At 73.9% G+C, this 25,657-nt stretch carries 20 protein-coding genes; 14 read left to right on the top strand and 6 right to left on the bottom strand.

What is annotated here, in order from left to right; translation table 11 throughout:
- A complete protein-coding gene (locus ACK586_RS13305) occupies positions 1-669 on the bottom strand; it encodes a potassium channel family protein (protein WP_409330967.1) in 669 nt (222 codons plus the stop codon).
- Positions 669-1,337 (bottom strand): potassium channel family protein, encoded by a 669-nt coding sequence (locus tag ACK586_RS13300; RefSeq protein ID WP_409330966.1) that lies wholly within the window; start codon positions 1,335-1,337, stop codon positions 669-671. Before ACK586_RS13300 ends, ACK586_RS13305 begins: the two co-directional genes overlap by 1 nt.
- Before the next feature lie 163 nt (positions 1,338-1,500).
- Here ACK586_RS13300 and ACK586_RS13295 point away from each other — a divergent pair, with 163 nt between their 5' ends.
- The 5 genes from ACK586_RS13295 (at position 1,501) to dxs (ending at position 7,665) form a co-directional block, all read left to right on the top strand.
- Complete coding sequence (locus ACK586_RS13295; protein WP_409330965.1) at positions 1,501-3,540, top strand: APC family permease; 2,040 nt, start codon at positions 1,501-1,503, stop codon at positions 3,538-3,540.
- A 73-nt stretch (positions 3,541-3,613) separates the two neighbouring features.
- Entirely contained in the window at positions 3,614-4,894 is a 1,281-nt protein-coding gene (locus ACK586_RS13290) for a class I SAM-dependent RNA methyltransferase (protein ID WP_409330964.1), read from the top strand.
- A 47-nt stretch (positions 4,895-4,941) separates the two neighbouring features.
- Positions 4,942-5,169: a DUF4177 domain-containing protein gene (locus ACK586_RS13285; RefSeq protein WP_409330963.1), complete on the top strand. Its 228-nt coding sequence runs from the start codon at positions 4,942-4,944 to the stop codon at positions 5,167-5,169.
- A gap of 55 nt (positions 5,170-5,224) precedes the next feature.
- Complete coding sequence (locus ACK586_RS13280) at positions 5,225-5,602, top strand: hypothetical protein (RefSeq protein ID WP_409330962.1); 378 nt, start codon at positions 5,225-5,227, stop codon at positions 5,600-5,602.
- 143 nt (positions 5,603-5,745) lie between these two features.
- The gene (gene dxs / locus ACK586_RS13275; protein WP_409330961.1) at positions 5,746-7,665 is read left to right on the top strand and encodes a 1-deoxy-D-xylulose-5-phosphate synthase; all 1,920 of its coding nucleotides are present in this window, start codon (positions 5,746-5,748) and stop codon (positions 7,663-7,665) included.
- A 192-nt stretch (positions 7,666-7,857) separates the two neighbouring features.
- On the opposite strand, the gene ACK586_RS13270 is transcribed toward dxs, so the two are convergent.
- Together ACK586_RS13270 and ACK586_RS13265 are read right to left on the bottom strand one after the other, a co-directional pair.
- Entirely contained in the window at positions 7,858-9,945 is a 2,088-nt protein-coding gene (locus ACK586_RS13270; protein WP_409330960.1) for a 3-hydroxyacyl-CoA dehydrogenase NAD-binding domain-containing protein, read from the bottom strand.
- Entirely contained in the window at positions 9,942-11,165 is a 1,224-nt protein-coding gene (locus ACK586_RS13265; RefSeq protein WP_409330959.1) for a thiolase family protein, read from the bottom strand. Before ACK586_RS13265 ends, ACK586_RS13270 begins: the two co-directional genes overlap by 4 nt.
- Positions 11,166-11,470: 305 nt before the next feature.
- Here ACK586_RS13265 and chvE point away from each other — a divergent pair, with 305 nt between their 5' ends.
- From chvE to araA, 7 genes are all read left to right on the top strand, one after another.
- The gene (gene chvE / locus ACK586_RS13260; RefSeq protein ID WP_409330958.1) at positions 11,471-12,619 is read left to right on the top strand and encodes a multiple monosaccharide ABC transporter substrate-binding protein; all 1,149 of its coding nucleotides are present in this window, start codon (positions 11,471-11,473) and stop codon (positions 12,617-12,619) included.
- A gap of 164 nt (positions 12,620-12,783) precedes the next feature.
- Positions 12,784-14,322 (top strand): multiple monosaccharide ABC transporter ATP-binding protein, encoded by a 1,539-nt coding sequence (gene mmsA / locus ACK586_RS13255; protein WP_409330957.1) that lies wholly within the window; start codon positions 12,784-12,786, stop codon positions 14,320-14,322.
- Positions 14,319-15,584, top strand: a complete 1,266-nt coding sequence (mmsB, locus tag ACK586_RS13250) for a multiple monosaccharide ABC transporter permease (RefSeq protein WP_409330956.1) — start codon at positions 14,319-14,321, stop codon at positions 15,582-15,584. The genes mmsA and mmsB overlap by 4 nt, the downstream gene beginning before the upstream one ends.
- 98 nt (positions 15,585-15,682) lie before the next feature.
- A complete protein-coding gene (locus tag ACK586_RS13245) occupies positions 15,683-16,729 on the top strand; it encodes a LacI family DNA-binding transcriptional regulator (protein ID WP_409330955.1) in 1,047 nt (348 codons plus the stop codon).
- 158 nt (positions 16,730-16,887) lie between these two features.
- Entirely contained in the window at positions 16,888-18,486 is a 1,599-nt protein-coding gene (locus ACK586_RS13240; RefSeq protein ID WP_409330954.1) for a xylulokinase, read from the top strand.
- Positions 18,487-18,541: 55 nt separating this feature from the next.
- Complete coding sequence (locus ACK586_RS13235; protein WP_409330953.1) at positions 18,542-19,222, top strand: L-ribulose-5-phosphate 4-epimerase; 681 nt, start codon at positions 18,542-18,544, stop codon at positions 19,220-19,222.
- A gap of 8 nt (positions 19,223-19,230) precedes the next feature.
- On the top strand, positions 19,231-20,778 hold the full coding sequence (gene araA / locus ACK586_RS13230; protein ID WP_409330952.1) for an L-arabinose isomerase: 1,548 nt from the start codon (positions 19,231-19,233) through the stop codon (positions 20,776-20,778).
- A 78-nt stretch (positions 20,779-20,856) separates the two neighbouring features.
- Here araA and ACK586_RS13225 read toward each other — a convergent pair whose 3' ends face one another.
- Together ACK586_RS13225 and ACK586_RS13220 are read right to left on the bottom strand one after the other, a co-directional pair.
- Entirely contained in the window at positions 20,857-22,080 is a 1,224-nt protein-coding gene (locus ACK586_RS13225; protein ID WP_409330951.1) for an HRDC domain-containing protein, read from the bottom strand.
- Between the two features lie 82 nt (positions 22,081-22,162).
- Positions 22,163-22,801 (bottom strand): DUF3000 domain-containing protein, encoded by a 639-nt coding sequence (locus tag ACK586_RS13220; RefSeq protein WP_409330950.1) that lies wholly within the window; start codon positions 22,799-22,801, stop codon positions 22,163-22,165.
- Positions 22,802-22,884: 83 nt separating this feature from the next.
- On the opposite strand from ACK586_RS13220, the gene hemE reads away from it, so the two are divergent.
- Both hemE and hemG read left to right on the top strand, forming a co-directional pair.
- Positions 22,885-23,955, top strand: coding sequence for a uroporphyrinogen decarboxylase (gene hemE / locus ACK586_RS13215; RefSeq protein WP_409330949.1), 1,071 nt, complete (start codon positions 22,885-22,887; stop codon positions 23,953-23,955).
- Positions 23,952-25,340 (top strand): protoporphyrinogen oxidase, encoded by a 1,389-nt coding sequence (hemG, locus tag ACK586_RS13210; protein WP_409330948.1) that lies wholly within the window; start codon positions 23,952-23,954, stop codon positions 25,338-25,340. The genes hemE and hemG overlap by 4 nt, the downstream gene beginning before the upstream one ends.
- The last annotated feature ends 317 nt before the right edge of the window (positions 25,341-25,657 follow it).

Here is a 25,657-nt window from a genome sequence, read left to right as displayed (position 1 = left end):
TCACACCGGGCGGGCGGCGGACAGGACCTGCTGCAACTGCTCCTCGACGTCGGCGTGGGCGACGAACAGCAGTTCGTCGCCGGCCTCCAGCGGCTCGTCCGGTGACGGGGTGATCACCCGGTCCCCGCGCAGCACGGCGGTGAGCACCGTCTCCCGCGGCAGCGGGACGTCGCCCAGCGGCCTGCCCACCCACGGGGTGTCCTCGGCCAGGGTGATCTCCACCAGGTTCGCCGCGCCCTTGCGGAAGGTCATCAGCCGGACGACGTCGCCGACGGTGACGGCCTCCTCGACCAGCGCCGCGAGCACCCGCGGGGTGGAGACGGCGACGTCGACGCCCCAGGCCTCGGTGTAGAGCCACTCGTTGCGCGGGTCCTTCACGCGGGCCACCACGCGGTTGACCGCGAACTCGGTCTTGGCCAGCAGCGACACCACGAGGTTGGCCTTGTCGTCGCCTGTGGCGGCCACGACGACGTCGCAGGTGGCCAGCTGGGCCTCCTCCAGCGAGGAGACCTCGCAGGCGTCGGCCTGCACCCACTCGGCGCCGGGCACCGCGCGGGTGCGCACCTTCCTCGGGTCCTTCTCGATGAGCATCACGGTGTGGCCGTTGCTCAGCAGCTCCCCGGCGATGGAGCGGCCGACCGCACCGGCGCCGACGATCGCGACGCGCATCAGTGCTCGCCTCCCTCGGGGCCCCGCTCGACGACCTCGTGCACCCGGGCCGTGATCGCGTCGGTCGCGGCCAGCACCAGCTGGTCGCCGTCCTGCAGGACGGTGGTGTGCGTGGCCAGCTGGGCCTGGCCGAAGCGGACCAGCCAGGCCGCCCGCGCCCCGGTGGCCTTCTCCAGCTCGACGAGCTTGCGGCCCACCCAGGAGTCGGTCACCGTCACCCGCAGCATCAGCACCTGGCCGGTGGGCTCGCGCCACAGCTCGTTGACCTTGACCGAGAGCAGCTCGCGCAGCAGGCGGTTCACCGTCCACGGGACGGTCGCCACGCTGGGGATGCCCATCCGCTCGAAGACCTCGGCGCGCTTGGAGTCGTAGATGCGCGCGACGACGTGCTGGACGCCGAAGGTCTCGCGGGCCACGCGGGCGCTGATGATGTTGGAGTTGTCGCCGCTGCTGACCGCCGCGAAGGCGCCGGCGGAGTCGATGCCGGCGTCCAGGAGCGTCTGCCGGTCGAAGCCGAGCCCGGTGACCTGCCGGCCGGTGAACTCCGGGCCCAGCCGGCGGAACGCCTCGGGGTCCTGGTCGATCACCGCGACGCTGTGGCCGACCTCCTCCAGCCGGCGCGCGATGGCCGAGCCGACGCGGCCGCAGCCCATGACGACCACGTGCACGTGTCGCTCCTCGATCGGGGGTGTCCTGCGGTGCGCGCGGCCCGCCGCCCGCACCGCGCGAAGCTACACCCGTGCGGGGCGCGGGAGCTCCCCGCGGCGGTGTCCTCCCTCTCACGGGCGGTGCCCGGACGCAGGGGGCCTCGCCGTCCGTACCATCGCCGCCGTGCCATCGCTGTCCGACCTCGGACAACTCCCGAAACGGCTCGTCCTGGGGCGCCCGATCCGCAGCGATCGCGCCGGCGAGTCGCTGCTGCCCAAGCACCTGGCCCTGCCGATCTTCGCCAGCGACCCGCTGTCCTCGGTGGCCTACGCCACCCAGGAGGTGCTGATCGTCCTGACCCTCGCGGGGACGGCGTTCCTCTTCCTGGCCCCGTGGCTGGCCGTGGGCGTCGTGATCCTGCTGGTGACCGTCGTCCTGTCCTACCGCCAGGTGGTGCGTGCCTACCCCTCCGGCGGCGGCGACTACGAGGTCGCGATCAAGAACCACGGGCGCTTCGCCGGCCTGACCGTGGCCAGCGCGCTGCTCGTCGACTACGTGCTCACCGTGGCGGTGTCGGTGTCGGCCGGCACGGACAACATCATCTCCGCCTTCCCGGCGCTGAACGAGCACCGGATGGCGATCGCGCTCGGGCTGGTCGCGATCCTGGCGGCGGCGAACCTGCGCGGCCTGCGGGAGTCGGGCAAGACGTTCGCCGTCCCGACGTACCTGTTCATCACCGGGATCATGGTCATGATCGTCACGGGCCTGATCCGGTACTTCTTCACCGACGACCCGGTGGTGGCCGAGAGCGCGGGCTGGAGCATCACCCCCGAGCCCGGCTACGAGAACCTCGCCGGCCTGGCGCTGGTCTTCTTCGCGTTGCGCGCCTTCGCCTCGGGCTGCACCGCGTTGACCGGCGTGGAGGCCATCGCCAACGGCGTCCCCGCCTTCCGCCCGCCCAAGGGCAGGAACGCGGCCACCACGCTGGCGCTCATGGGTGGCATCGCCGCCACGATGTTCGCCGGGGTGACCGCGCTGGCGCTGCTGGCCGACGTCCGGTACGCCGAGCACCCCTGCGACCTCGAGGGCTTCACGAACTGCGAGACCGAGCCGCAGCGGACGGTCATCGCGCAGCTCGCGGCGGCCGTCTTCGGCGGGGACACCTCCGTCGGCTTCTTCTACGTGCAGGCCGCGACGGCGCTGATCCTCGTGCTCGCCGCCAACACCGCCTTCAACGGCTTCCCGCTGCTGGGCAACGTGCTCGCCCAGGACCGGTTCATGCCGCGGCAGCTGCACACCCGCGGCGACAAGCTGGCCTACAGCAACGGCATCCTGCTGCTGGCCGGCGCCGCGATCCTGCTGATCTGGGCGTTCGACGCCGACGTCAACCGGCTGATCCAGATGTACATCGTCGGCGTCTTCACCAGCTTCAGCATCGGCCAGTGGGGCATGGTCCGGCACTGGAACCGCGAGCTGCGCGCCGAGACCGACCAGGCCGTCCGCCGGCGCATCCGCCGCTCGCAGACGATCAACGCCGTGGGTGGGTCGCTCACCAGCATCGTGCTGCTGATCATCATCGTCACCAAGTTCACCCGGGGCGCCTGGCTGGTGCTGCTCGTGATGCCGGTGCTGTTCCTGCTGATGCGGGCGATCAACCGGCATTACTCGAACGTGTCCGAGCAGCTGGTGCCCGACACCGACGCGCGCATGCTGCCGAGCAAGGTGCACGCCATCGTGCTCGTGTCCAAGGTGCACAAGCCGACGCTGCGCGCGCTGGCCTTCGCGCGCGCCACCCGCCCGGACGTCCTGACGGCGCTCACCGTCAACGTCGACGACGCCGAGCTGCGCGGGCTGCAGTCGGACTGGGAGCGCTACGACATCCCGGTGCCGCTCACCGTGCTGGAGTCGCCGTACCGGGAGATCACCCGGCCGGTGGTCGACTACGTGAAGGCGATCCGGCGCAGGAGCCCGCGCGAGCTGGTGGTGGTGTTCGTGCCGCAGTACGTGGTCGGTCACTGGTGGGAGAACCTGCTGCACAACCAGAGCGCGCTGCGGCTGCGTGCCCGCCTGCAGTTCCAGCCGGGCGTGATGATCACGACCGTGCCCTGGCAGCTGGAGAGCTCGGTCGGGCGCGACCACGACGACGGCCGCCGCGGCGGCCCCGCGCCCGGGGACCTGCGCCGGGGCATCACCGACGACGCCGACGTCACGCCCTATGGGTGAAGGACCCCGTGGAGGACCCCGTTCCCCCCACCGCTCGCGCGCTCGCGGCGGGCCCCTGCAGGGGGCCGGTCGGGTGACGCGCCGGCCGGAGCGGGACCGGGGACTCGGGTGGGCCGGGCGACGGCTCGAGGTCGAGGTCGGTCCGGTCGCGCACGGCGGGCACTGCGTGGCCCGGCACGAGGGACGCGTGGTGTTCGTCCGGCACGCGCTGCCGGGGGAGCGGGTGGTCGCCGAGGTCACCGAGGACCGGCAACCCGGCTTCTGCCGGGCCGACGCCGTCGAGGTGCTCGAGGCCTCGCCGCACCGGGTGCCGCGGCCGTGCCCGTACAGCGGCCCGGGCCGCTGCGGCGGGTGCGACTGGCAGCACGTCGCCTTCGCCGAGCAGCACCGGCTCAAGGCCGACGTCGTCCGGGAGCAGCTGGGCCGGCTGGCCGGTCTCGGCGCAGACCCGCTCGTCACCGGGCTGCAGGTGGAGGAGCTGCCGGGCGGGCCGCTGCGGTGGCGCTCCCGGGCACGGTTCGCCGTCGACCGCGCCGGGGCGGCCGGGCTGCGCCGGCACCGCTCGCACGACCTGGTGCTGCTCGACGACTGCCCGATCACGATCGAGTCCGCCGCGGCGGCGGTGCTGCACCGCCGCTGGCCCGGTGCCGGCGCGGTGGACGTGGCCGTCGACGCGACCGGCGCGGTGACGACGACCCGGCTGGACCGGCGCGGCGTGCCGACGTCGTCCCGGGTGCTGCGGCCCGGGGGAGACCTGCCCGCGGAGCCCGTGGCGCGCGCCGCCCGCTCGGCCGGCGGCCGGGACTGGGAGGTCGAGGGCACCGGCTTCTGGCAGGTGCACCCCGGTGCCGCGGACGCGCTGGTGGACGCCGTCTCCGGGTTCGCCCGCGTGCAGCCGGGCGAGACCGTCCTGGACCTGTACGCCGGTGCCGGGCTGTTCGGCGGGGCGCTGGCGCCCGCGGTGGGCGCGGGTGGCCGGGTCGTGTGCGTGGAGGCCGACGAGGGCGCCTGCGCGGCCGCGGAGGCCAACCTCGCCGGCTCGCCCCAGGCGGAGGTCTGGCAGGGCGAGGTGGACGCCCCGGGGCTCGCGGACCTGCTGCGCGAGCTCGGCGGCGCCCCGTCGGTGGTGGTGCTCGACCCGCCGCGGGCCGGTGCCGGACCGGCCGTCTGCCGGGTGCTGGCCGGGTCCGGCGCCCGGGCCGTCGTCTACGTGGCGTGCGACCCGGCCGCGCTGGCCCGGGACGTCGCGGCCTTCGCCGGCGCGGGATGGGCGCTGAGCGCGGTCCGGGCCTTCGACGCCTTCCCGATGACCCACCACGTGGAGTGCGTGGCCCTGCTGGAACCGGCCGCCTGACCGCGGGCGGTGCCGGGCCGGAGGGCGCCGACGACTACGGTCGAGGGGTGACCACCTGGGAGTACGCCTCGGTCATCACGGCCAACGACGCGCAGTCGCAGCGGGCAGGGGTGAGCGTCAAGCTCCCCGGCGGGACGCTGGAACGGCAGGCGGGGGACACGAGCTCGGTCCTCAACCGCCTCGGCAGCGAGGGGTGGGAGCTGGTCAGCTACCACTCCAGCGGTGCCGGCACCTGGGGCTTCGAGCAGTTCTGGCTCAAGCGACCGGTTCCCTAGCCGGTCCGCGCCCGCCCGTCGAACACCCGTTCGACGGATGCGGCAGGATGGTGGGGTGGACGCCGCCCGTGATCGCCTGCCGCCGGGGTGGCCCGCGGACGTGCGGCCGCCGGGTGCCCCCGACTGGGAGCGGACGGCGGTGGCGTGGCTGTTCGACCTCGTGCCGCCGGACTACCGCGCGCACGAGGTGCTGCGGCAGTACCCCGTGCTGCTCGCCCGCTTCGCCGCCGACCACGTGACCGCGGGGCTCGAGGCGGCGCGCGCGGGCTGGCGGACCGTGCGGGTCGAACTGGCCGACCACCTGCCCGCCGACGCGATGGAGGCGGCGATGACCGCCTACGAGCGGGAGGGGGCCCGCCTGGCCGCGGCGGCGCGCGGTGTGGCGGTCGTGGCAGCGGCGCTGCGGGGGGAGCGCTGGGTACCGCGGCTGTAGCGAGCGGGGGGTGTGACCCGCATCCGACCGTCCCGCTCGACCGGAAGTCAGGGTCGTACGCGGATACAGTGGGCGCCGGCGGCCGCTGTGTTGCCCGCGCTGCCCCGCATCCCGCCGCCCACCGAGAGGACGCTGGCCACCCCGTGTCGCTCCTGAGCTCGCTCCGCGGTCCCGCCGACCTCCGGGGCCTGCCCGCCGACCAGCTGCCCGCGCTGGCCGCGGAGATCCGCGACGCCCTGGTCACCAGCGTCGCCCGCACCGGTGGCCACCTCGGCCCCAACCTCGGCGCGGTCGAGCTGACCATCGCGCTGCACCGGGTGTTCGAGTCACCGCGCGAGCCGATCGTCTTCGACACCGGCCACCAGTCCTACGTGCACAAGATGCTCACCGGGCGGGTCGACGGTTTCGAGCGGCTGCGCCAGCGCGGCGGGCTGTCGGGTTACCCCAGCCGCGCCGAGAGCGAGCACGACTGGGTGGAGAACAGCCACGCCTCCACAGCCCTGTCCTACGCCGACGGCCTGGCCAAGGCCTTCGCCGTCCGCGGCGACGCCCGGCCCGTCGTCGCCGTCGTCGGGGACGGCGCGCTCACCGGCGGCATGTCGTGGGAGGCGCTGAACAACATCGCCGCGGCCCCCGACCGGTCGGTGGTCATCGTGGTCAACGACAACGGCCGCTCCTACTCGCCGACGATCGGCGGGGTCGCCGACGCGCTGGCCACCCTGCGGCTGCGCCCGGGCTACGAGCAGGCGCTGCTCCAGGTCCGGCACGCGCTGCACCGGGCCCCGGTGCTCGGCTCGGCGCTGTACGACGCGCTGCACGCCATCAAGAAGGGCCTCAAGGACGTCCTGTCGCCGCAGGGGATGTTCGAGGACCTCGGGCTGAAGTACGTCGGCCCGGTCGACGGGCACGACGTCGAGGTGCTCGAGTCGGCGCTGAGGCGCGCCCGCTCGTTCGGTGGGCCGGTCATCGTGCACGCGGTCACGACCAAGGGCTACGGGTACCCGCCGGCCGAGACCGACCAGGTCGACGCCTGGCACGCCACCGGGGTGTTCGACCCCGACAGCGGCGCGGCCGTGCGCAAGACCGGGCTGGCCTGGACCGACGCCTTCGCCGACGAGCTGGTGCGGATCGGTGGCGAGCGGCCCGATGTCGTCGCGGTCACCGCCGCGATGCTGCACCCGACCGGGCTTGCGCCCTTCGCCGAGCGCTTCCCCGAGCGGACCTTCGACGTCGGCATCGCCGAGCAGCACGCGCTCACCTCCGCCGCCGGGATGGCGATGGCGGGCCTGCACCCGGTGGTCGCCGTCTACTCGACGTTCCTCAACCGGGCGTTCGACCAGCTGCTCATGGACGTCGCGCTGCACCGCCAGCCGGTCACCGTCGTCCTCGACCGGGCGGGCGTCACCGGTGACGACGGCGCCTCGCACAACGGCATGTGGGACATGTCGATCCTGTCGGTCGTGCCCGGCCTGCGGCTCGCGGCGCCGCGGGACGAGGCGACCCTGCGCGAGGCGCTGCGCGAGGCGGTCGCGGTGGCCGACGGCCCGACCGTCGTCCGCTTCCCCAAGGGCGTGCTGCCCCCGGACCTGCCGGCGCTGGAGCGTCGCGGTCCGGTCGACGTGATGCGGCGCGGCGAGCGCCGCGACGTGCTGCTGGTCGCCGTCGGCTCGATGGTGCCGATGTGCCTGGCGGTGGCCGAGCGCGCCGCCGACCACGGGGTCGACGTCACGGTCGTCGACCCGCGGTGGGTGCTGCCGGTCTCCGACGACCTGGCGACGCTGGCGGCGGGGTACCGGCTCGTCGTCACCGTGGAGGACGGCGGGCGGGCCGGCGGCGTGGGGACGACGCTCAGCCAGGTGCTGCAGGACCGGCAGTGCGACGTCCCGGTGCGGACCCTGGGTCTGCCGCAGCAGTTCTTCGACCACGGCAGCCGCGGTCAGGTGCTCGCCGACGCCGGGCTCACCGAGCAGGACGTGGCGCGGCGGGTCGTGGAGTGGGCCGCCGTGCTCGCCGACCGCTCCGAGGACCGCGTCGCCGAGCCGGTGGACGGCGCCCAGCAGTGACGCCCTCCGCCGGCACGGCGGCGGTGCCGCCGTGCCGGCGCGGGTGCCGCGCTGCGGGGCGGCGGTGACCGACGTACCGCGGCACCGGGCGCGGGCGGGCGGCTCCGCGGGTGCCCCGCGTGCCCGACGACGGACGACGGCCCGGGCTCCTCGACGCTGAGGAGCCCGGGCCGTCGTGGTCCGTGCGGTGCGCTATGCCGGGAGCGAGGCGACACCCTCCGGCAGGAACCGCGACCCGGTGACCTTCTCCGAGACGCCGGTCCGGTCCAGGTAGGCCGAGATGCCGCCCAGCCAGAACGGCCAGCCCGCGCCGAGGATCATGCACAGGTCGATGTCCTGCACCGCCTGAACGACGCCCTCGTCCAGCATGAGCCGGATCTCCTGCGCCAGGGCCTCGACGGCCCGGTCGCGCACCTGCTCCTCGGTGAGCGGGGAGTCGCCGGCATCGATGCCCGCCAGGTCGGGGTCGACGACGCCCGGCTCGCTGTAGACGCTGGTCTTGCCCAGCTCGACCATCTTCCGCAGGCCCTCGCCGACGGAGAACCGGTCGGGGAACGCCTCGTGCATGCGCTCCGCGACGTGCAGTGCCACCGCCGGGCCGACGAGCGTGAGCAGCTCGAACGGCGTCATCGGCAGGCCCAGCGGGTCCAGCGCGCGGTCGGCGACGGCCACCGGGGTGCCCTGCTCCACCGACGCGGTGACCTCGCCCAGGAACCGGGTGAGCAGCCGGTTGACGACGAACGCCGGGGCGTCCGCGACGAGCACGCAGGACTTCTTCAGCGACCTCCCGACGGCGAAGGCGGTGGCCAGCGATGCGTCGTCGGTCCGCTCGGCGCGGACCACCTCCAGCAGTGGGAGGACGGCGACCGGGTTGAAGAAGTGCAGGCCGACGACCCGCTCCGGGTGCTCCAGCTTCGAGGCCATCTCGGTCACCGACAGCGCCGAGGTGTTGGTGGCCAGCACGCACTCCGGCGACACGATCGCCTCGAGCTCGGCGAACACCTGCTGCTTGACCGACATCTCCTCGAAGACGGCCTCGATCACGAGGTCGGCGTCGGCGAAGACGTCCTTGGACAGCGAGCCGGTGACCAGGCCCTTGAGCTGGTTGAGCCGATCGGGGCTCAGCCGGCCGCGGGCGGCCAGCTTGTCGAGCTCGCCGTGGACGTAGGACACACCCTTGTCCACGCGCGCCTGGTCGATGTCGGTCAGCACGACCGGCACCTTCAGCTGGCGGACGAACAGCATCGCCAGCTGCGAGGCCATCAGCCCGGCGCCGACGACGCCGACCTTGGTGACCTTGCGGGCGAGTGCCTTGTCCGGCGCACCGGCCGGCCGCTTCGCGCGCTTGTTGACCAGGTCGAACGAGTAGAGCGAGGCCCGCAGCGGGTCGCTCATCAGCAGCTCGGTGAGCGCGTCGTCCTCCGCCGCCGTCCCGGCGGTGAACGCCTCGGCGTCCACGCCGTGGCGCGCCAGGTCGAGCAGGTCGACCGAGCGGACGGCGCCGGGGGAGGCGTTCCGGGTGCGCCCGGCGACGATCGCCCGGGCCCGCTCGATCGCGGCGTCCCACCCGGAGCGGTCGACCTCGGGGCGGGTGACCGTCACCGAGCCGTCGAGCACCCCGACGGCCCACTCGAGCGAGCGCTCGAGGAAGTCGGCCGGCTCGAACAGCGCGTCGGCGATGCCGAGCTTCGCGGCCTTCGGGCCCGGGGTCATCTTGTTCTGCGCCAGCGCGTTCTCGACGATGATCGTCACGGCCGGGTCGATGCCGATGAGGTCCGGCAGCAGCTGGGTGCCGCCCCAGCCGGGGACCAGCCCGAGGAAGGCCTCGGGGAAGGCGACGGCCGCGCCGCCGCTGATCGTCCGGTAGTGGCAGTGCAGCGCCAGCTCCAGGCCGCCGCCCAGCGCCACGCCGTTGACGAACGCGAACGTCGGGATCGCCGAGTCCTTGAGCCGCCGGAACACCCGGTGGCCGGTCTCGGCGATCTCCCGCGCCTGCTCGGCCGAGGTCACCGACGGGACGCCGGAGAGGTCGGCGCCCACGGCGAAGATGAACGGCTTGCCCGTGACGGCGGTGGCCGCCGGGGCCGGGGTGCGCGCCGCGATCTCGTCGAGGGCGGCGTCCAGGGACGCGAGCCCGCCCGGGCCGAAGGTCGAGGGCCGGGTGTGGTCGTGCCCGTTGTCCAGGGTGATCAGCGCGATCTCCCCGGACAGGCCCGGGTGGGTCAGGAACCGGACCCGGGCGTGGGTCACGACCTCGTTCTCGAAGACTGCGGTGCTCACTTCTGGAACCCCTCCCAGTTCGGGTTCTCCCAGATCACGGACGCGCCCATGCCCAGGCCCACGCACATCGCGGTGAGGCCGTAGCGGACGTCGGGGCGCTCGGCGAACTGGCGGGATAGCTGCGTCATGAGCCGGACGCCGGAGGAGGCCAGCGGGTGGCCGACGGCGATGGCGCCGCCCCACGGGTTGACCCGCTCGTCGTCGTCGGCGATGCCGAAGTGGTCGAGGAAGGCGAGCACCTGGATGGCGAACGCCTCGTTCAGCTCGAACAGGCCGATGTCGTCGATGGTCAGGCCGGTGCGGGCCAGCGCGCGCTCGGTCGAGGGGACCGGGCCGATGCCCATGACCTCGGGCTCGACGCCCACGAAGCCGTAGCCGACCAGCCGCATGCCGACGTGCAGCCCGAGCTCCTCGGCGACGTCCTCGGCGGCGAGCAGGCAGCCGGTGGCGCCGTCGTTGAGACCCGCGGCGTTGCCGGCGGTCACGTGCCCGTGCGGGCGGAACGGCGTCTTCAGGCCGCCGAGCTGCTCCAGCGTGGTGCCGGGCCGCGGCGGCTCGTCGACGGTCGCGAGGCCCCAGCCGCTCTCCTGGCTGCGGGTCGCCATCGGCACCAGCTCCGGGCCGATCTGGCCGTTGGCGACGGCCTTGGCGTACTTCTGCTGGCTGGCCAGGGCGAACGCGTCGGCGCGCTCCCTGGTCAGGTGCGGGAAGCGGTCGTGCAGGTTCTCGGCGGTGGACCCCATGACCAGCGCGGAGGGGTCGACGAGCTTCTCGCTGACGATCCGCGGGTTGGGGTCGACGCCCTCGCCCATGGGGTGGCGGCCCATGTGCTCGACGCCGCCGGCGATGGCGACGTCGTAGGCGCCGAACGCGATCCCGCTGGCGGTGGTGGTCACGGCGGTCATGGCGCCGGCGCACATGCGGTCGATGGCGTAGCCGGGCACCGACTTCGGCAGCCCGGCCAGCAGGGCGGCGGTCCGCCCGATGGTGAGGCCCTGGTCGCCGGTCTGCGTGGTGGCGGCGATGGCCACCTCGTCGACCCGCCCGGCCGGCAGCGACGGGTTGCGTCGCAGGAGCTCGCGGATCACGCGGACGACGAGGTCGTCGGCGCGGGTCTCGGCGTAGATGCCCTTCGGGCCGGCCTTGCCGAAGGGGGTGCGGACGCCGTCGACGAAGACGACCTCGCGCAGCGAGCGTGGCCGCCGCTCTTCCGATGTCACAGGACCTCCGCAGGAGTCGGAGCCCACCCGGAGCCGGGGAGGCGCCCCTCAAGTTACCCGCCGGTAACCGCCGGGTCGAGCCGGGGCGCCGTGTCCGCCCCCCTGTGCGGGGAGGTGTCGCGTCGCCGGCCGGGGCCGATCGGAGGGGCGGGCGCGGGTGGTGACGGTCGCGTTACGAGACCGTGACTATCGGATGGCTGCGGGGACTTGACGGGACACCGGTGTTAGCGCTCACACTTGCTCTGCTCGTGCGGTGACGAGCCTGCGCCCGGTCGAGCGCGCAGACATCTCGAGGAGGAGATCACGTGGGTAGAAGGCTCGGCTTCACGGCCCTCGGTGCCACCCTGGCACTGACGCTGGCGGCGTGCGGCGGCGAAGGTGCGGGCGGGAGCGGGGGCGCCGGCAGCGGCGACACCGACGACCTCACCATCGGCGTCTCGATGCCGACCCAGACGTCGGAGCGGTGGATCGCCGACGGCGAGAACGTGCAGGAGCAGCTCGAGGCCGCCGGCTACGAGGTCGACCTGCAGTACGCCAACGACGACATCCCGACCCAGTCCCAGCAGATCGACCAGATGATCACCGAGGGTGCCGACATCCTGATCATCGCGGCGATCGACGGCACCGCCCTGGCGGGCCAGCTGGAGAACGCGGCGGCCAACGACATCCCGGTCATCTCCTACGACCGGCTGATCCGCGACAGCGAGAACGTCGACTTCTACGTCACCTTCGACAACTTCGAGGTCGGCGTGGCGCAGGCGAACGCGCTGCTGCGCGGGCTCGGGCTGCAGAACGAGGACGGTTCCCCGGGGACCGCGACGGGTCCGTTCAACATCGAGCTGTTCGCCGGCTCGCTGGACGACAACAACGCCTTCTTCTTCTTCGACGGCGCCATGTCGGTCCTGCAGCCGCTGATCGACGACGGGACGCTGGTCGTCAAGTCCGGCCAGACCTCCATCCAGCAGGTGGCGATCCTGCGCTGGCAGCAGGAGACGGCGCAGCGCCGCATGGAGGACCTGCTGACCTCCACGTACAACGACGGCTCCCGGGTCGACGGCGTCCTCTCGCCCTACGACGGCCTGTCCCGCGGCATCATCACCGCGCTGGAGAACGCCGGCTACGGGCCGACGACCGACGCGGCGAACCCGATGCCGATCGTGACCGGTCAGGACGCCGAGATCGCCTCGGTCAAGCTGATCCAGGACGGCGTCCAGAGCTCGACGATCTTCAAGGACACCCGTCTGCTGGCCGAGCAGGCCGTCGCCGCCGCCCAGGCGTTCGCCGAGGGTGACGAGCCGGAGGCCAACGACACCGAGACGTACGACAACGGCGTCAAGGTCGTCCCGTCCTACCTGCTGCCGGTCGTGACCGTCTTCGCCGACGACATCCAGGCGGAGCTGGTCGACACCGGCTACTGGACCGCCGACGAGGTCGCCAGCGGCCAGGCGGACTGACCTCCGCCCCACGACCCGGCCGGGCCCGGTAGCGCGCAGCTGCCGGGCCCGGCCGGCCCCACCGGCGCTCGAACGAGAGCCCGACGCGCCACCGCAGGCCGGCGCACATCCGCTCCACCCCACGCGGCGCCCCCGACGCGCCGACGACAGGACGACGAGGTCCCATGGACGACCACATCCTGCAGATGCGCTCCATCACCAAGACCTTCCCCGGCGTCAAGGCGCTGGAGAACGTCAACCTGGCGGTCCGCCGCGGCGAGATCCACGCGATCTGCGGTGAGAACGGCGCCGGCAAGTCGACCCTGATGAAGGTCCTCTCGGGCGTCTACCCGACCGGCAGCTACGACGGCGAGATCGTCTTCGACGGTCAGCCGGTGACCTTCAACGGCATCCGCGACAGCGAGCACGTCGGCATCGTGATCATCCACCAGGAGCTCGCCCTGGTCCCGTACCTGTCGATCGCCGAGAACATCTTCCTGGGCAACGAGCGGCGGGGGCGCGGCGGTCTCATCGACTGGAACCGGGCCAACGCCGAGGCCGGTGAGCTGCTGCGGTCGGTCGGGCTGGACGAGAGCCCGGTCACCCCGGTCGGCCAGCTCGGCGTGGGCAAGCAGCAGCTGGTCGAGATCGCCAAGGCGCTGTCCAAGGACGTGCGCCTGCTGATCCTCGACGAGCCCACCGCGGCGCTGAACGACACCGACTCCGAGCACCTGCTGGGCCTGCTCCGCCGGCTCCGCGACCGCGGCATCACCTGCATCATGATCTCGCACAAGCTGAACGAGATCACCGCCGTCTCCGACAACGTGACCGTCATCCGGGACGGGCAGACGGTCGAGACGCTGAGCCTGAGCGCCGGCGAGGTGACCCAGGACCGCATCATCCGGGGGATGGTCGGCCGCGACCTGGAGAGCTACTACCCCGAGCGCGAGTCGCACCCCGGTGAGGAGGTGCTCCGGGTCGAGGACTGGACGGTCTGGCACCCGACGCAGGACCGCAAGGTCGTCGAGAACGCCGGCTTCACCGTCCGGGCCGGGGAGGTCGTCGGCATCGCCGGCCTCATGGGAGCCGGGCGCACCGAGCTGGCGATGAGCGTCTTCGGGCGGGCGTACGGCCGCAACATCACCGGCCGGATGTTCGTCCACGGCCGGGAGGTCCGTCCGCGCAACGTCGCCGAGGCGATCGACGCGGGGATCGCGTACGCGACCGAGGACCGCAAGCACTACGGGCTCAACCTCATCGAGGACATCCGCCGCAACGTCTCCGCCGCCGCGCTGGGGAAGCTCGCCACCAACGGCTTCGTCAACGGCAACGAGGAGGTGAAGGTCGCCGAGGGCTACCGGCGCGACATGAACATCAAGGCGCCGAGCGTCACCGCCGTCGTCGGCAAGCTCTCGGGCGGCAACCAGCAGAAGGTCGTGCTGTCCAAGTGGCTGTACACCGATCCCGAGGTGCTGATCCTCGACGAGCCCACCCGCGGGATCGACGTCGGGGCGAAGTACGAGATCTACACGATCATCAACCGGCTGGTCGCCGCCGGGAAGGCGGTGCTGGTCATCTCCTCCGAGCTGCCCGAGCTGCTCGGCATCTGCGACCGCATCTACACCCTGTCGGCGGGCCGGATCACCGGTGAGGTCCCGGTCGCGCAGGCCACCCAGGAGAACCTGATGGAGCTCATGACCAAGGAGAAGGAGCTCGCGGCATGACCAGGACCGTGCCCCCGTCGTCGGAGCCCGAGGCCACGTCGGCGACCGAGCCCAAGGACGTCGCCCCCGCCGTCGCGTTGCGCACCGGCACCAGCGACGTCCGCACGCTGCTGACCAGCAACCTGCGCCAGAGCGGCATCTACGTCGCCTTCGTGGTCATCGTCGCGCTCTTCGCGATCCTGACCGACGGCACCTCGCTGTCGCCGGGCAACGTCACCAACATCGTCCTGCAGTACAGCTACATCCTGATCCTCGCGATCGGCATGGTCATCGTGATCATCGGCGGGCACATCGACCTGTCGGTCGGCTCGGTGGTCGCGCTGACCGGGTCGGTCTCCGCGGTCCTGGTGATCCGGCAGGGGCTCCCGTGGTGGGTGGGGGTCCTCGCCGCGATCGGCGTCGGCCTCCTGATCGGTGCGTGGCAGGGGTTCTGGGTGGCCTACGTCGGGATCCCGGCGTTCATCGTGACCCTCGCCGGCATGCTGCTGTTCCGCGGCCTGACCCTGCAGGTGCTGGACAACATCTCGCTGTCCCCCTTCCCGCGCGAGTACGGGAGGATCGCCAGCGGGTTCCTCAACGGGTTGCTCGGCGGCAACGGCTACGACGCGTTCACGCTGCTGATCGGCGCCATCGCCGTGGTCGGCTACGCGGTGAGCAACTGGCGCACCCGCACCGCCCGGATCAAGTACCAGCAGCCGGTCGAGTCCTTCCCGCTGTTCGCCCTCAAGATCGTGCTCGTGGGCGCCGTGGTCATGGCCTTCGCCTGGCAGCTGGCCCACGCTCGCGGGCTGCCGATCGTGCTGATCATCCTGGCGGTGCTGATCCTGACCTACAGCGTCATCACCAAGCGGACCGTCTTCGGCCGCCAGGTGTACGCCATCGGCGGGAACCTGGCCGCGGCGACGCTCTCGGGCGTGAAGGTCCGCGCGGTCAACTTCTGGATCTTCGTGAACATGGGCTTCCTCGCCGCCATCGCCGGCGTCGTCTTCTCCTCCCGCTCCAACGGTGCGCAGCCCAGCGCCGGCCAGATGTTCGAGCTCGACGCCATCGCCGCGGCCTTCATCGGCGGCGCCGCCGTGACCGGCGGTGTCGGGACGGTCATCGGTGCCATGGTGGGCGGCCTGATCATGGCCGTCATGAGCAACGGCATGCAGCTCATGGGGGTCGACCAGTCGGTCCAGTCGGTGATCAAGGGTCTGGTCCTGCTCCTGGCCGTCGCGTTCGACGTGTACAACAAGCGGCGGGCCGGGGCCTCCCGCTGACACCGGCCGGGTGGCTGCGCGGTGCGTTCGTGCAGCCACCCGGCCAGGACCCGCGCCGGGCGGTCGCCCGGTCGCACCGACGTGGAGGGAGGGGGACCGTGCAGCCGGACACCGCACCCCGGGCGCTGGCCATGTCGGACGTCGCCGCGCGGGCAGGGGTCTCCCACCAGACCGTGTCCCGCGTGGTCAACGGGCACCCCAACGTCGCCCCGCACACCCGCGAGCGGGTGGAGCAGGTCATCCGGGAGCTGGGGTACCGCCCGAACACGGCGGCCCGGGCCCTGGTGACCGGATCGATGCGGACGTTCGGCTTCGTCACCGTCAACATCAACCAGTACGGGCCCGCCCAGACCCTCGTCGGGCTGGAGCAGGCCGCCCGGGCGGCCGGTTACTCGCTCAGCGTGTCCGTGCTCGACGAGGCCACGGCGGACGCGGTGCGCTCGGCGGTGGACCGGCTCGTCGGCCAGTCGGTCGACGCCGTGCTGGCGCAGGCGACCTACGACGCCGCCGCCGAGGCCCTGCACCACGTGCACACCCCGGTGCCCCTGGTCACCGTGCAGAGCGGCGGCGCCGTGGAGGAGCCGGCGGTGGGCGTCGACCAGGTCGCCGGTGCGCGGCTCGCCACCCGTCACCTGCTCGACCTCGGGCACCGGACCGTGCACCACGTCACCGGTCCGCCGGACTCCAAGGAGGCCCGCGACCGCGTGATCGGCTGGCACACGGAACTGCGGGCCGCCGGCGCGCCGGTCCCGCAGCACCTCGCCGGCGACTGGACGCCCGCGTCCGGGTACGCGGTGGGACGCGACCTGGCCGCTCGTGTGCGCGGTGGTGAGGAGATCACCGCCGTCTTCCTCGCCAACGACCAGATGGCCCTGGGGCTGCTCGCCGCCTTCCACGAGGACGGGCTGGACGCCCCCGGCGACATCAGCGTCGTCGGCTTCGACGACCTGCCCGAGGCGCCGTACTTCACCCCGCCGCTCACCACGGTCCGGCAGGACTTCGCCGAACTGGGACGCCGGGCCGTGGAGACCGTCCTGGCGCGGCTGCGCGGGGAGCAGCCGCACCCCGAGGCCGTCCCCGCCGAGCTCCTGGTCCGCTCGAGCACCGGTCCGCCGAGGGGCCGGAGTGCACCGGCCGCCCGGTGAGCCGGTCTCCTGTTAGCGCTAACATCCACCCACCGCGAGCAGCCGTGGTCCGCCGTCCGGCCGTGCCGAGCCGCCGGGTCCGGGCGGCTCCGGGTGCCGTACACCGGGCGGACCGCCGGGACGGGATCCGCCGCGGACTGCCGAGAGAGGGACCGACGATGACGACCGAGGCCGCCGCAGCGATCGGCGAGGGCCGCACGGCCCTCGGCATCGAGCTGGGTTCGACCCGGATCAAGGCGGTCCTCGTGGGCCCGGACCACACGCCCCTCGCGGTGGGCAGTTCGGACTGGGAGAACCAGTTCGTCGACCGGCGCTGGACCTACCCGCTCGAGGCAGTCTGGGCCGGGGTGCAGGAGAGCGTCGCGGCGCTGGCGGAGGACGTGCGGCGGCGATCCGGCGTGGAGCTCGCGGGAGTCGGCGCGCTCGGCGTGTCGGCGATGATGCACGGGTACCTGGCATTCGACGCCGAGGGGCAGCTGCTCACCCCGTTCCGCACCTGGCGGAACACCGACACGGGCCCCTCGGCGGAGCGGCTGAGCGCGGAGTTCGGCGTGAACATCCCGCACCGGTGGAGCGTCGCGCACCTGTACCAGGCGATCCTCGACGGCGAGGAGCACGTCGGCCGGCTCGGGCACCTGACGACCCTGGCCGGGTACGTCCACTGGCAGCTCACCGGCGAGCAGGTCCTGGGCATCGGTGACGCCAGCGGCATGTTCCCGATCGACGCGGGCACCGGCGGCTGGTCGGCGCCGATGCTCGACCGGTTCGGCCGGCTGGCCGCCGAGGCCGGGGTGGCGCTGGACCTCGCGGGCCTGCTGCCCCGGATCGCCGTCGCCGGCGAGCGGGCCGGCCAGCTCACCGCCGAGGGCGCCGCGCTGCTGGACCCGACCGGGCGGCTGCTGCGCCCGGGCACCCCGCTGTGCCCGCCCGAGGGGGACGCGGGCACGGGCATGGTCGCCACCAACTCCGTCGCCCCGCGCACCGGCAACGTCTCCGCCGGGACCAGCATCTTCGCCATGGTCGTGCTCGAGCGGGACCTCACCGGCATGCACCGCGAGATCGACCTCGTCACCACCCCGGCCGGCGATCCGGTCGCGATGGTGCACTGCAACAACGGGGCCAGCGAGATCGACGCCTGGGCCGGGCTGTTCGCCGAGTTCGCCCGCGCGCTGGGTGCCGACGCCGACCCGGCATCGGTCTTCGGGGTCCTGTTCCGCGCCGCGCTCGACGGTGCCCCGGACGGCGGGGGGCTGCTGGCCTACAACTACCTGTCGGGCGAGCCGATCACCGGCCTCGAGGAGGGGCGGCCGCTGTTCGTCCGGTCCCCGGGCAGCCGGTTCGACCTCGCCACGTTCATGCGCACGCACCTGTTCGCGGCCCTCGCGACGCTGCGGATCGGCATGGACGTCCTGCAGAAGACCGAGGGAGTGCGGCTGGACCGGATGTTCGCCCACGGTGGCCTGTTCCGCACCGAGGGCGTGGGGCAGCGCTTCCTGGCCGCCGCGATCGACACGCCCGTGTCCGTCGGGGACGTCGCCGCCGAGGGCGGCGCCTGGGGGATCGCCGTCCTGGCCGCCTTCGCCCTCCGCCGCGCGCCGGGGCAGGGCCTCGCCGAGTACCTCGGCGCCGAGGTGTTCGCCGGCGCCGAGCTGCGCACGGCCGAGCCGGATCCCGACGACGTGGCCGGGTTCGACGCCTTCGTGCAGCGGTACGTGGCCGGGCTCGCGGTGGAGCGGGCCGCCGTGACGAGCCTGTGACCCACCCCGTCGACCACCTCTCACGCCGCACGACCCGACCGAGGAGCAGCCGGAGATGACCGCCACCCCCACCCGCACCGAGCGGGGGACCCACCGCGCCCAGCGCGAGCACGTCGCCGTGCTGCACCGGGAGCTGGTGCGCAGCGAGCTGGTGACCTGGACGTCGGGGAACGTGTCCGAGCGGGTGCCCGGCGAGGACCTGTTCGTGATCAAGGGCAGCGGCGTCTCCTACGACGAGCTGACCTGGCAGGGCATCACCGTCTGCGACCTGGACGGGAACCCGGTCGACGGGCTCATGAAGCCCAGTAGCGACACCGACGCGCACGCCTACGTCTACCGGCACAAGCCCGAGGTGAACGGGCAGGTGCACACGCACAGCCCGTACGCCACGGCGTGGGCCGCGCGGGGCGAGGAGATCCCCTGCGTGCTCACGGCGATGGCCGACGAGTTCGGCGGGCCGATCCCGGTCGGGCAGTTCGCGCTGATCGGAGACGACTCCATCGGCCGCGCCGTGGTGGCGACGCTGTCGGGCTCGCGGTCGCCGGCGGTCCTCATGCAGAACCACGGGGTGTTCACGATCGGGTCCTCGGCCCGGGCCGCGGTCAAGGCCGCGGTGATGACCGAGGACGTCGCGCGCACCGTGCACCTGGCTCGCCAGCTCGGCGAGCCGATCCCGATGCGGACGGCGGACGTCGACGCCTGCTGGACCCGCTACCAGAACGTCTACGGACAGTGAGGACGACCGTGAGCACCGACGTCAGCGCCGCCCCCGGCACCACTCCCGGCGACGGGGACCCGTTCGCCGGCTCGGAGGTCTGGTTCCTCACCGGCAGCCAGGGCCTCTACGGCGAGGAGACGCTGCAGCAGGTCGCCGAGCAGTCCCGCCGGGTCGCCGATGCCCTCGAGCAGGCCGGCGAGGTGCCGGTCCGCGTGGTGTGGAAGCCGGTGCTGACCGACCCGGCCGCGATCCGCCGCGTGATGGGCCAGGCCAACGAGGACCCGGCGTGCCTGGGCGTCATCACGTGGATGCACACGTTCAGCCCCGCGAAGATGTGGATCGCCGGCCTCGACGCGCTGCGCAAGCCGCTGCTGCACCTGCACACCCAGGCCGACGCCGCCCTGCCGTGGGCGACGATCGACATGGACTTCATGAACCTCAACCAGGCCGCGCACGGCGACCGGGAGTACGGCTTCGTGCTCACCCGGCTGCGGATGCCGCGGACCACGGTGGCCGGCCACGTGGAGGACCCGCGGGTGCGGGCCCGGATCGGCTCGTGGGCCCGTGCGGCTGCCGCCGCCGCCGCGGTGCGGGACCTGAAGCTGGCCCGGTTCGGCGACAACATGCGCGAGGTCGCCGTCACCGAGGGCGACAAGGTCGAGGCGCAGATCCGCTTCGGCGTCTCGGTCAACACCTGGGGGGTCAACGACCTCGTCGCGGTCGTCGAGGCCGTGGAGGAGCAGGCGGTCGACGCGCTCGTCGCCGAGTACGGCGACCTCTACGAGTTCGAGCCCGAGGCCCGGCCGGGCGGCCCGAAGCACGAGGCCGTCCGCTACCAGGCCCGCGTCGAGGCGGCGCTGCGGCGGTTCCTCACCGAGGGTGGGTTCGGCGCGTTCACCACGAACTTCGAGGACCTCGGCGGGCTGCGCCAGCTCCCCGGTCTGGCCGTGCAGCGGCTGATGGCCGACGGGTACGGGTTCGGCGGCGAGGGCGACTGGAAGACCGCCGTCCTCCTGCACACGCTCAAGGTGGCCGGGCGGGGCCTGCCCGGCGGGACGTCGTTCATGGAGGACTACACCTACGACCTCACCGGCACCCCGCGGATCCTGGGCGCGCACATGCTCGAGGTCTGCCCGACCATCGCCGACGGGCGGCCGCGGGTGGAGGTGCACCCGCTGTCGATCGGCGGCCGCGAGGACCCCGCGCGGCTGGTGTTCGACGCGGCCCCGGGCGCGGGCGTCGTCGTCGGCTGGTGCGATCTCGGTGACCGGTTCCGCTGGGTGGCCAACGAGATCGACGTGGTCGCCCCGTCGGCGCCGCTGCCGAACCTGCCCGTCGCCCGGGCGGTCTGGGAGCCGCGGCCGGACTTCGCCACCGCCACCGAGGGGTGGCTCACCGCCGGGGGACCGCACCACACCGTGCTGACCACCCAGCTCGGTGCCGACGAGCTCACCGACCTCGCCGAGGTCTTCGCCACCGAGCTGGTGCTCATCGACGCCGGGACCACCCGCCGCAGCCTGGCCCAGGAGCTGCGCTGGAGTGCGGCCTACCACCGGCTGGCGCAGCGGCTCTGACGGTGCGCCCGGCGGCCGGGCCCGGCCGACCGCCGGGGCTCGGACCGCCGGGCCCGGCTGACCGCCGGGCTCGGCCGGTCAGGCGCGGTTGACGGCGTCGGTCAGCAGGTCGCCGGTCAGCTCGATCTGCCACTCGCGGGCCCCGCCGGCGCGCAGCGCCTCGGCGACGGCGGTGGTGTCGCGCGGCTCGGGAGGGCTCCACGCGAGCCGGCGCACCAGATCGGGGGAGAGCAGGTTCTCGCTCGGGACGTCGTGCTTGGCCGAGAGCTCGGCCAGCCCGGCGCGGGCGACCTGCAGCCGGGTCGCCGCGGCCGGGTCGCGGTCGGCCCACCGGTTGACCGGCGGCGGCCCCTCCCCGGGGCGGCTGTGCGGCGGGAGCTCCTCCTCGGGCAGCGCCCGGCCGCGGGCCAGGGCGCCGAACCAGGTGCCCACCAGCTTGCGGTTGGCCCGGCCGCGGAACACCGGCAGCTCCAGCAGGGCGCCCTCGTTCGGCGGGTCGGCCTGCACGGCGGAGACCATCGCGGAGTCGGGCAGCACCCGGCCGGGGGCGATGTCGCGCCGGCGGGCCAGGTCGTCGCGGGCCTGCCACAGCGAGCGCAGCATCCCCAGCTGGCGGCGGCTGCGCAGGCCGTGCACGCCCGAGGTCCGCCGCCAGGGATCCGCCTTCGGCGCCGGCGGCCCGGCGGCCAGCACCGCCTCGAACTCCTGCCGCGCCCACTCGGTCTTGCCCTGCTCCGCCAGGATCGCGGCCAGGGCGTCGCGCAGCTCGACGAGCACCTCGACGTCCAGGGCCGCGTAGACCAGCCACTCCTCCGGCAGCGGGCGGGTGCTCCAGTCGGCGGCCGAGTGCCCCTTGACCAGCGAGTAGCCCAGCAGCGACTCGACGACGGCGGCCAGCCCCACCCGCGGCAGCCCGGCGAGCCGGGCGGCGAGCTCGGTGTCGAAGATCCGCCGCGGCACCAGGCCGATCTCGGCCAGGCAGGGGAGGTCCTGGTTGGCGGCGTGCAGCACCCACTCGGCGTCGGCGACGGCCTCCTGGACGACCGAGAGGTCGGGCAGCGGGACCGGGTCGATCAACCCGGTGCCGGCCCCGGCCCGGCGCAGCTGCACCAGGTAGGCGCGTTGCCCGTAGCGGTAGCCGGACGCGCGCTCGGCGTCGACGGCCACCGGACCGCTGCCGGCGCGCAGCGCCTCGGCGTACTCCACCAGCGCGGTCGAGGTGTCGACGACCGGGGGGAGCCCGTCGCGGGGAGCCAGCAGCGGGGCGGAGGGAGGACCGGTCTCCTCTGCCTCGGCGGCCATCGCGGGCCCGGTCTCGAGGGGCTCGGTGCTCAGGACTGGGTCACCTTCTCGCCCTCGTCGTCGTCTGTCCGGCCTCCCGATGTTAGAGAGTCCCGCTCCCGGCCGGTCCGCTGGGACCCAGCAGGTGCACTCCCGGCGGCGGCAGGCCGGCGGCGTTGCCGAGGACCTCCAGCCAGGCGGCGAGGTGCCGGTCGAGGGCGGTGTCCTCCGCGGTCCAGGACGCGCGGATCTCGACGTCCACGGTGTGCTCGGGCCCGGCGAGGTCGCCGAAGCGCGTCGACGCCGTGCGGGTCACCGTGCCGCCGAGGGCGTGGAAGGTGGCGCCCGCGTCGGCCAGGGCGTCGGTCAGCCAGCTCCACGCCACCTCGGAGAACATGGCGTCGTCGACCAGGTGCTCGTCGGTCTCCGCGGACAGGAAGCCGACGCAGCGGGTGGTGCCGTCCCACGCCTCGTGGCCGGCGGGGTCGTGCAGCACGATGAACCGGCCGCTGGCGATCTCCTCGGGATCGTCGGGGTCGGCGGCCTCCGGGTCGTCGATGCGGGCGCCGAGCGCGTGCGCCCAGGGCGCGAGCCGCTGCGGGGCGGGGATCCGCTCGACGACGATCTCCGGCCGGCCCCGCAGACCCGCCAGGGCGTCGAGCGCGGCGCGGAAGTGCGCCGGCGGCTCGTCCCCGGTCCCCGCACCGTCCCCGGGACGTGCGGCCAGGCTGCGTGGCTCCACGCTCGCAGGGTAGGTCCGTGCGGCGCCCGACGTCTGCCCTGCGCGTCCGACGCGCCGGGCGCCGTCTGGGAGGATCGCTGGTCGTGACGCTCCCCGCCGGTACCGCCGCCAGTCCTGCCGACTCCGACCTGGTGCGCGCGGCCCGCGGGCTGCCGGTCCGCCGGACGCCGGTCTGGTTCATGCGCCAGGCCGGCCGGTCGCTGCCGGAGTACCGGTCGCTGCGGGCCGGCACCAAGATGCTCGAGGCCTGCCAGGACCCCGATCTGGTCACCGAGATCACCCTGCAGCCGGTCCGGCGGCACGGCGTGGACGCCGCGATCCTCTTCTCCGACATCGTGCTGCCGCTGGTCGTCGCCGGCGTCGACATCGAGATCAAGCCGGGGGTGGGCCCGGTCGTGGCCGACCCGGTGCGCTCGGTGGCCGACGTCGACGCGCTGCCGGACCTGGAGCCCGACCGGCTGGAGTTCCTGGCCACCGCCGTCAACCGGCTGGTGGGCGAGCTCGGCCCGACGCCGCTGATCGGCTTCGCCGGGGCGCCGTTCACCCTGGCCACGTACCTCATCGAGGGCGGTCCCTCCAAGGAGCACGCCCGGACCAAGGCCTTCATGTACGCCGAGCCCGAGGCGTGGGGCCGGCTGCTGGACAAGCTGGCGATCTCGGCCGCGACCTTCCTGCGCACCCAGATCGACGCCGGCGCGTCGGCGGTGCAGCTGTTCGACTCCTGGGCCGGCGTGCTCTCGGCGGCCGACTACGCCGAGCGGGTGCTGCCGCACTCGCGGGCGGTGTTCGACGGCCTGGGCGACCGCGAGCAGGGTGTCCGCGACGTGCCGCGGATCCACTTCGGCGTCGGCACCGGTGAGCTGCTCGCGCTGATCGGCGACGCCGGCGCCGACGTGGTCGGCGTCGACTGGCGGGTGCCGCTGGACGAGGCCGTGCGCCGGATCGGGCCGACCCGCTCGGTGCAGGGCAACCTCGACCCGGCGGTGCTGCTCGCCGACCGCGACACGGTCGAGCGGGAGGTGCGCCGGGTGGTCGAGCAGGGCCGGTCCGCCCGCGGTCACGTGTTCAACCTCGGGCACGGCGTGCTGCCCGACACCGACCCCGACGTCCTCACCCGGGTCGTGGAGCTGGTGCACGAGCTGTCGGCGCGGTGAGCGCCGGCCCGCGCCGCCTCGTCGTCGTCGGCGCCGGCATCACCGGGCTGGCCGCCGCGTTCGAGTGGCACCGGCGGCGGCCGGACGACGAGGTCGTCGTGCTGGAGGCCGGTGGCCGGATCGGGGGCAAGCTGGACCGGGTCGAGCTGGCCGGGCGCTGGTACGACACCGGCCCGGAGGCGATGCTCGCCCGGGTGCCGGAGGCGGTGCGGCTGGTCGAGCGCCTCGGCCTGGCCGACCGGCTGGTGCGCCCGGCCACCACGCAGGCGTCGGTCGTGCTGCCCGAGGGGCGCTTCCCGCTGCCGGCGGGGACGGTGCTCGGCGTCCCCGCCTCGGCCGAGGGTCTCGGCGGGGTCCTCTCGGCGGACGGCGTCGCACGGGTGGCCGCGGAGGCGGAGCTGCCGCCGCTGCGCCTGGAGGGGGACGTCGCCGTGGGCGCCCTGCTGCGCGAGCGGCTGGGCGACGAGGTCGTCGACCGGCTGGTCGAGCCGCTGCTCGGCGGGGTGTACGCGGGCCGCGCCGACGAGCTGTCCCTGGCCGCGACCATGCCGCAGCTCGCCGCGCACCTGCCGGCGGCCGGCTCGGTGCTCGCCGCCGCCGCGGCCGCGCGCGACGCCGGTGCCCGCAGCCGCTTCGACGCCGACGCGCCGCTGTTCGTGACCCTCGACGAGGGCATCGGCTCGCTGCCCGGGGCGCTGGTCGCCGCCTCCGGGGCGCGGGTACGGCTGCACACGCCCGCGCACGGCCTCACCCGCACCGCCGGCGGCTTCGAGCTGGCGATCGGCCCGGCCGCGGCGCCGGAGCGGCTCCATGCCGACGCCGTCGTGGTCACCGCGCCCGCGCCCAAGGCGGCCCGGCTGCTGGCCGGCGTCGCGCCGGGCGCGGTCGCGCCGCTCGAGGGCATCCCGTACGCCTCGATGGCCGTGGTGGCGATGGCCTTCCCCGCGCAGGAGGTCGCCGCGGGCTCCGGTCTGCTGGTGCCGCCGGTGACCGGCCGGCTGGTCAAGGGCGTCACCGTCTCCTCGGCGAAGTGGCCGCACCTCGCGCCGGGGGCCGGCGGGCACCTGCTCGTGCGCTCGTCGGTGGGCCGGTTCCGCGCGGAGGAGGACCTGCAGCGCAGCGACGACGACCTGGCCGCCGCGGTGGTCGCCGACGTCGCCGACCTGTTGCAGCTGTCGCGGCCGGAGCCCGTCGCCACGCGGGTCGTCCGCTGGGGCGGCGGGCTGCCGCAGTACCTCGTCGGGCACCGGGAGCGGGTCGCCGCCGTCCGGTCGGCGGTGGCCGCCGTGCCGGGGCTGACGGTGGCCGGCGCGGCCTACGAGGGGGTCGGCGTCCCTGCCTGCATCCGCGACGCCGAGGCCGCCGTGGAGCACCTGCTGTCCTAGCGGGACCTCTACCTGCCTGCTGATGCTTCTCGCCGGCAAGCACGGCGCCGCGGTTGCCAGACGCCCGCGGCGCGGCCCCCGAAGAGCTGGGTCAGCCCCATCGTCCGGCTCTGACCGGCATCGTGATGCACTTGCTCGTCCACCCGCACACCTGCGCACCGGCAGGGGGAGGGTGCCTCTGAGCGGCCGACTTGGGGCGGCCAACGCCATCGCCCGATCTAGTACTACAGCTGCACGGCCGCGGATCGCTGCGGCGTGTCTACCGGAGTGAGGCGGAGACGCGGACGACGGTCGGCGGATGTCCGACGATGTCTGCA

The sequence above is a fragment of the Trujillonella humicola genome (assembly GCF_046233715.1).
GTDB classification, from domain to species: Bacteria; Actinomycetota; Actinomycetes; order Mycobacteriales; family Geodermatophilaceae; genus Trujillonella; species Trujillonella humicola.
The sequence above is the reverse complement of the archived record's forward strand: the minus strand, read 5'-3'. Positions and strand labels throughout refer to the sequence as shown.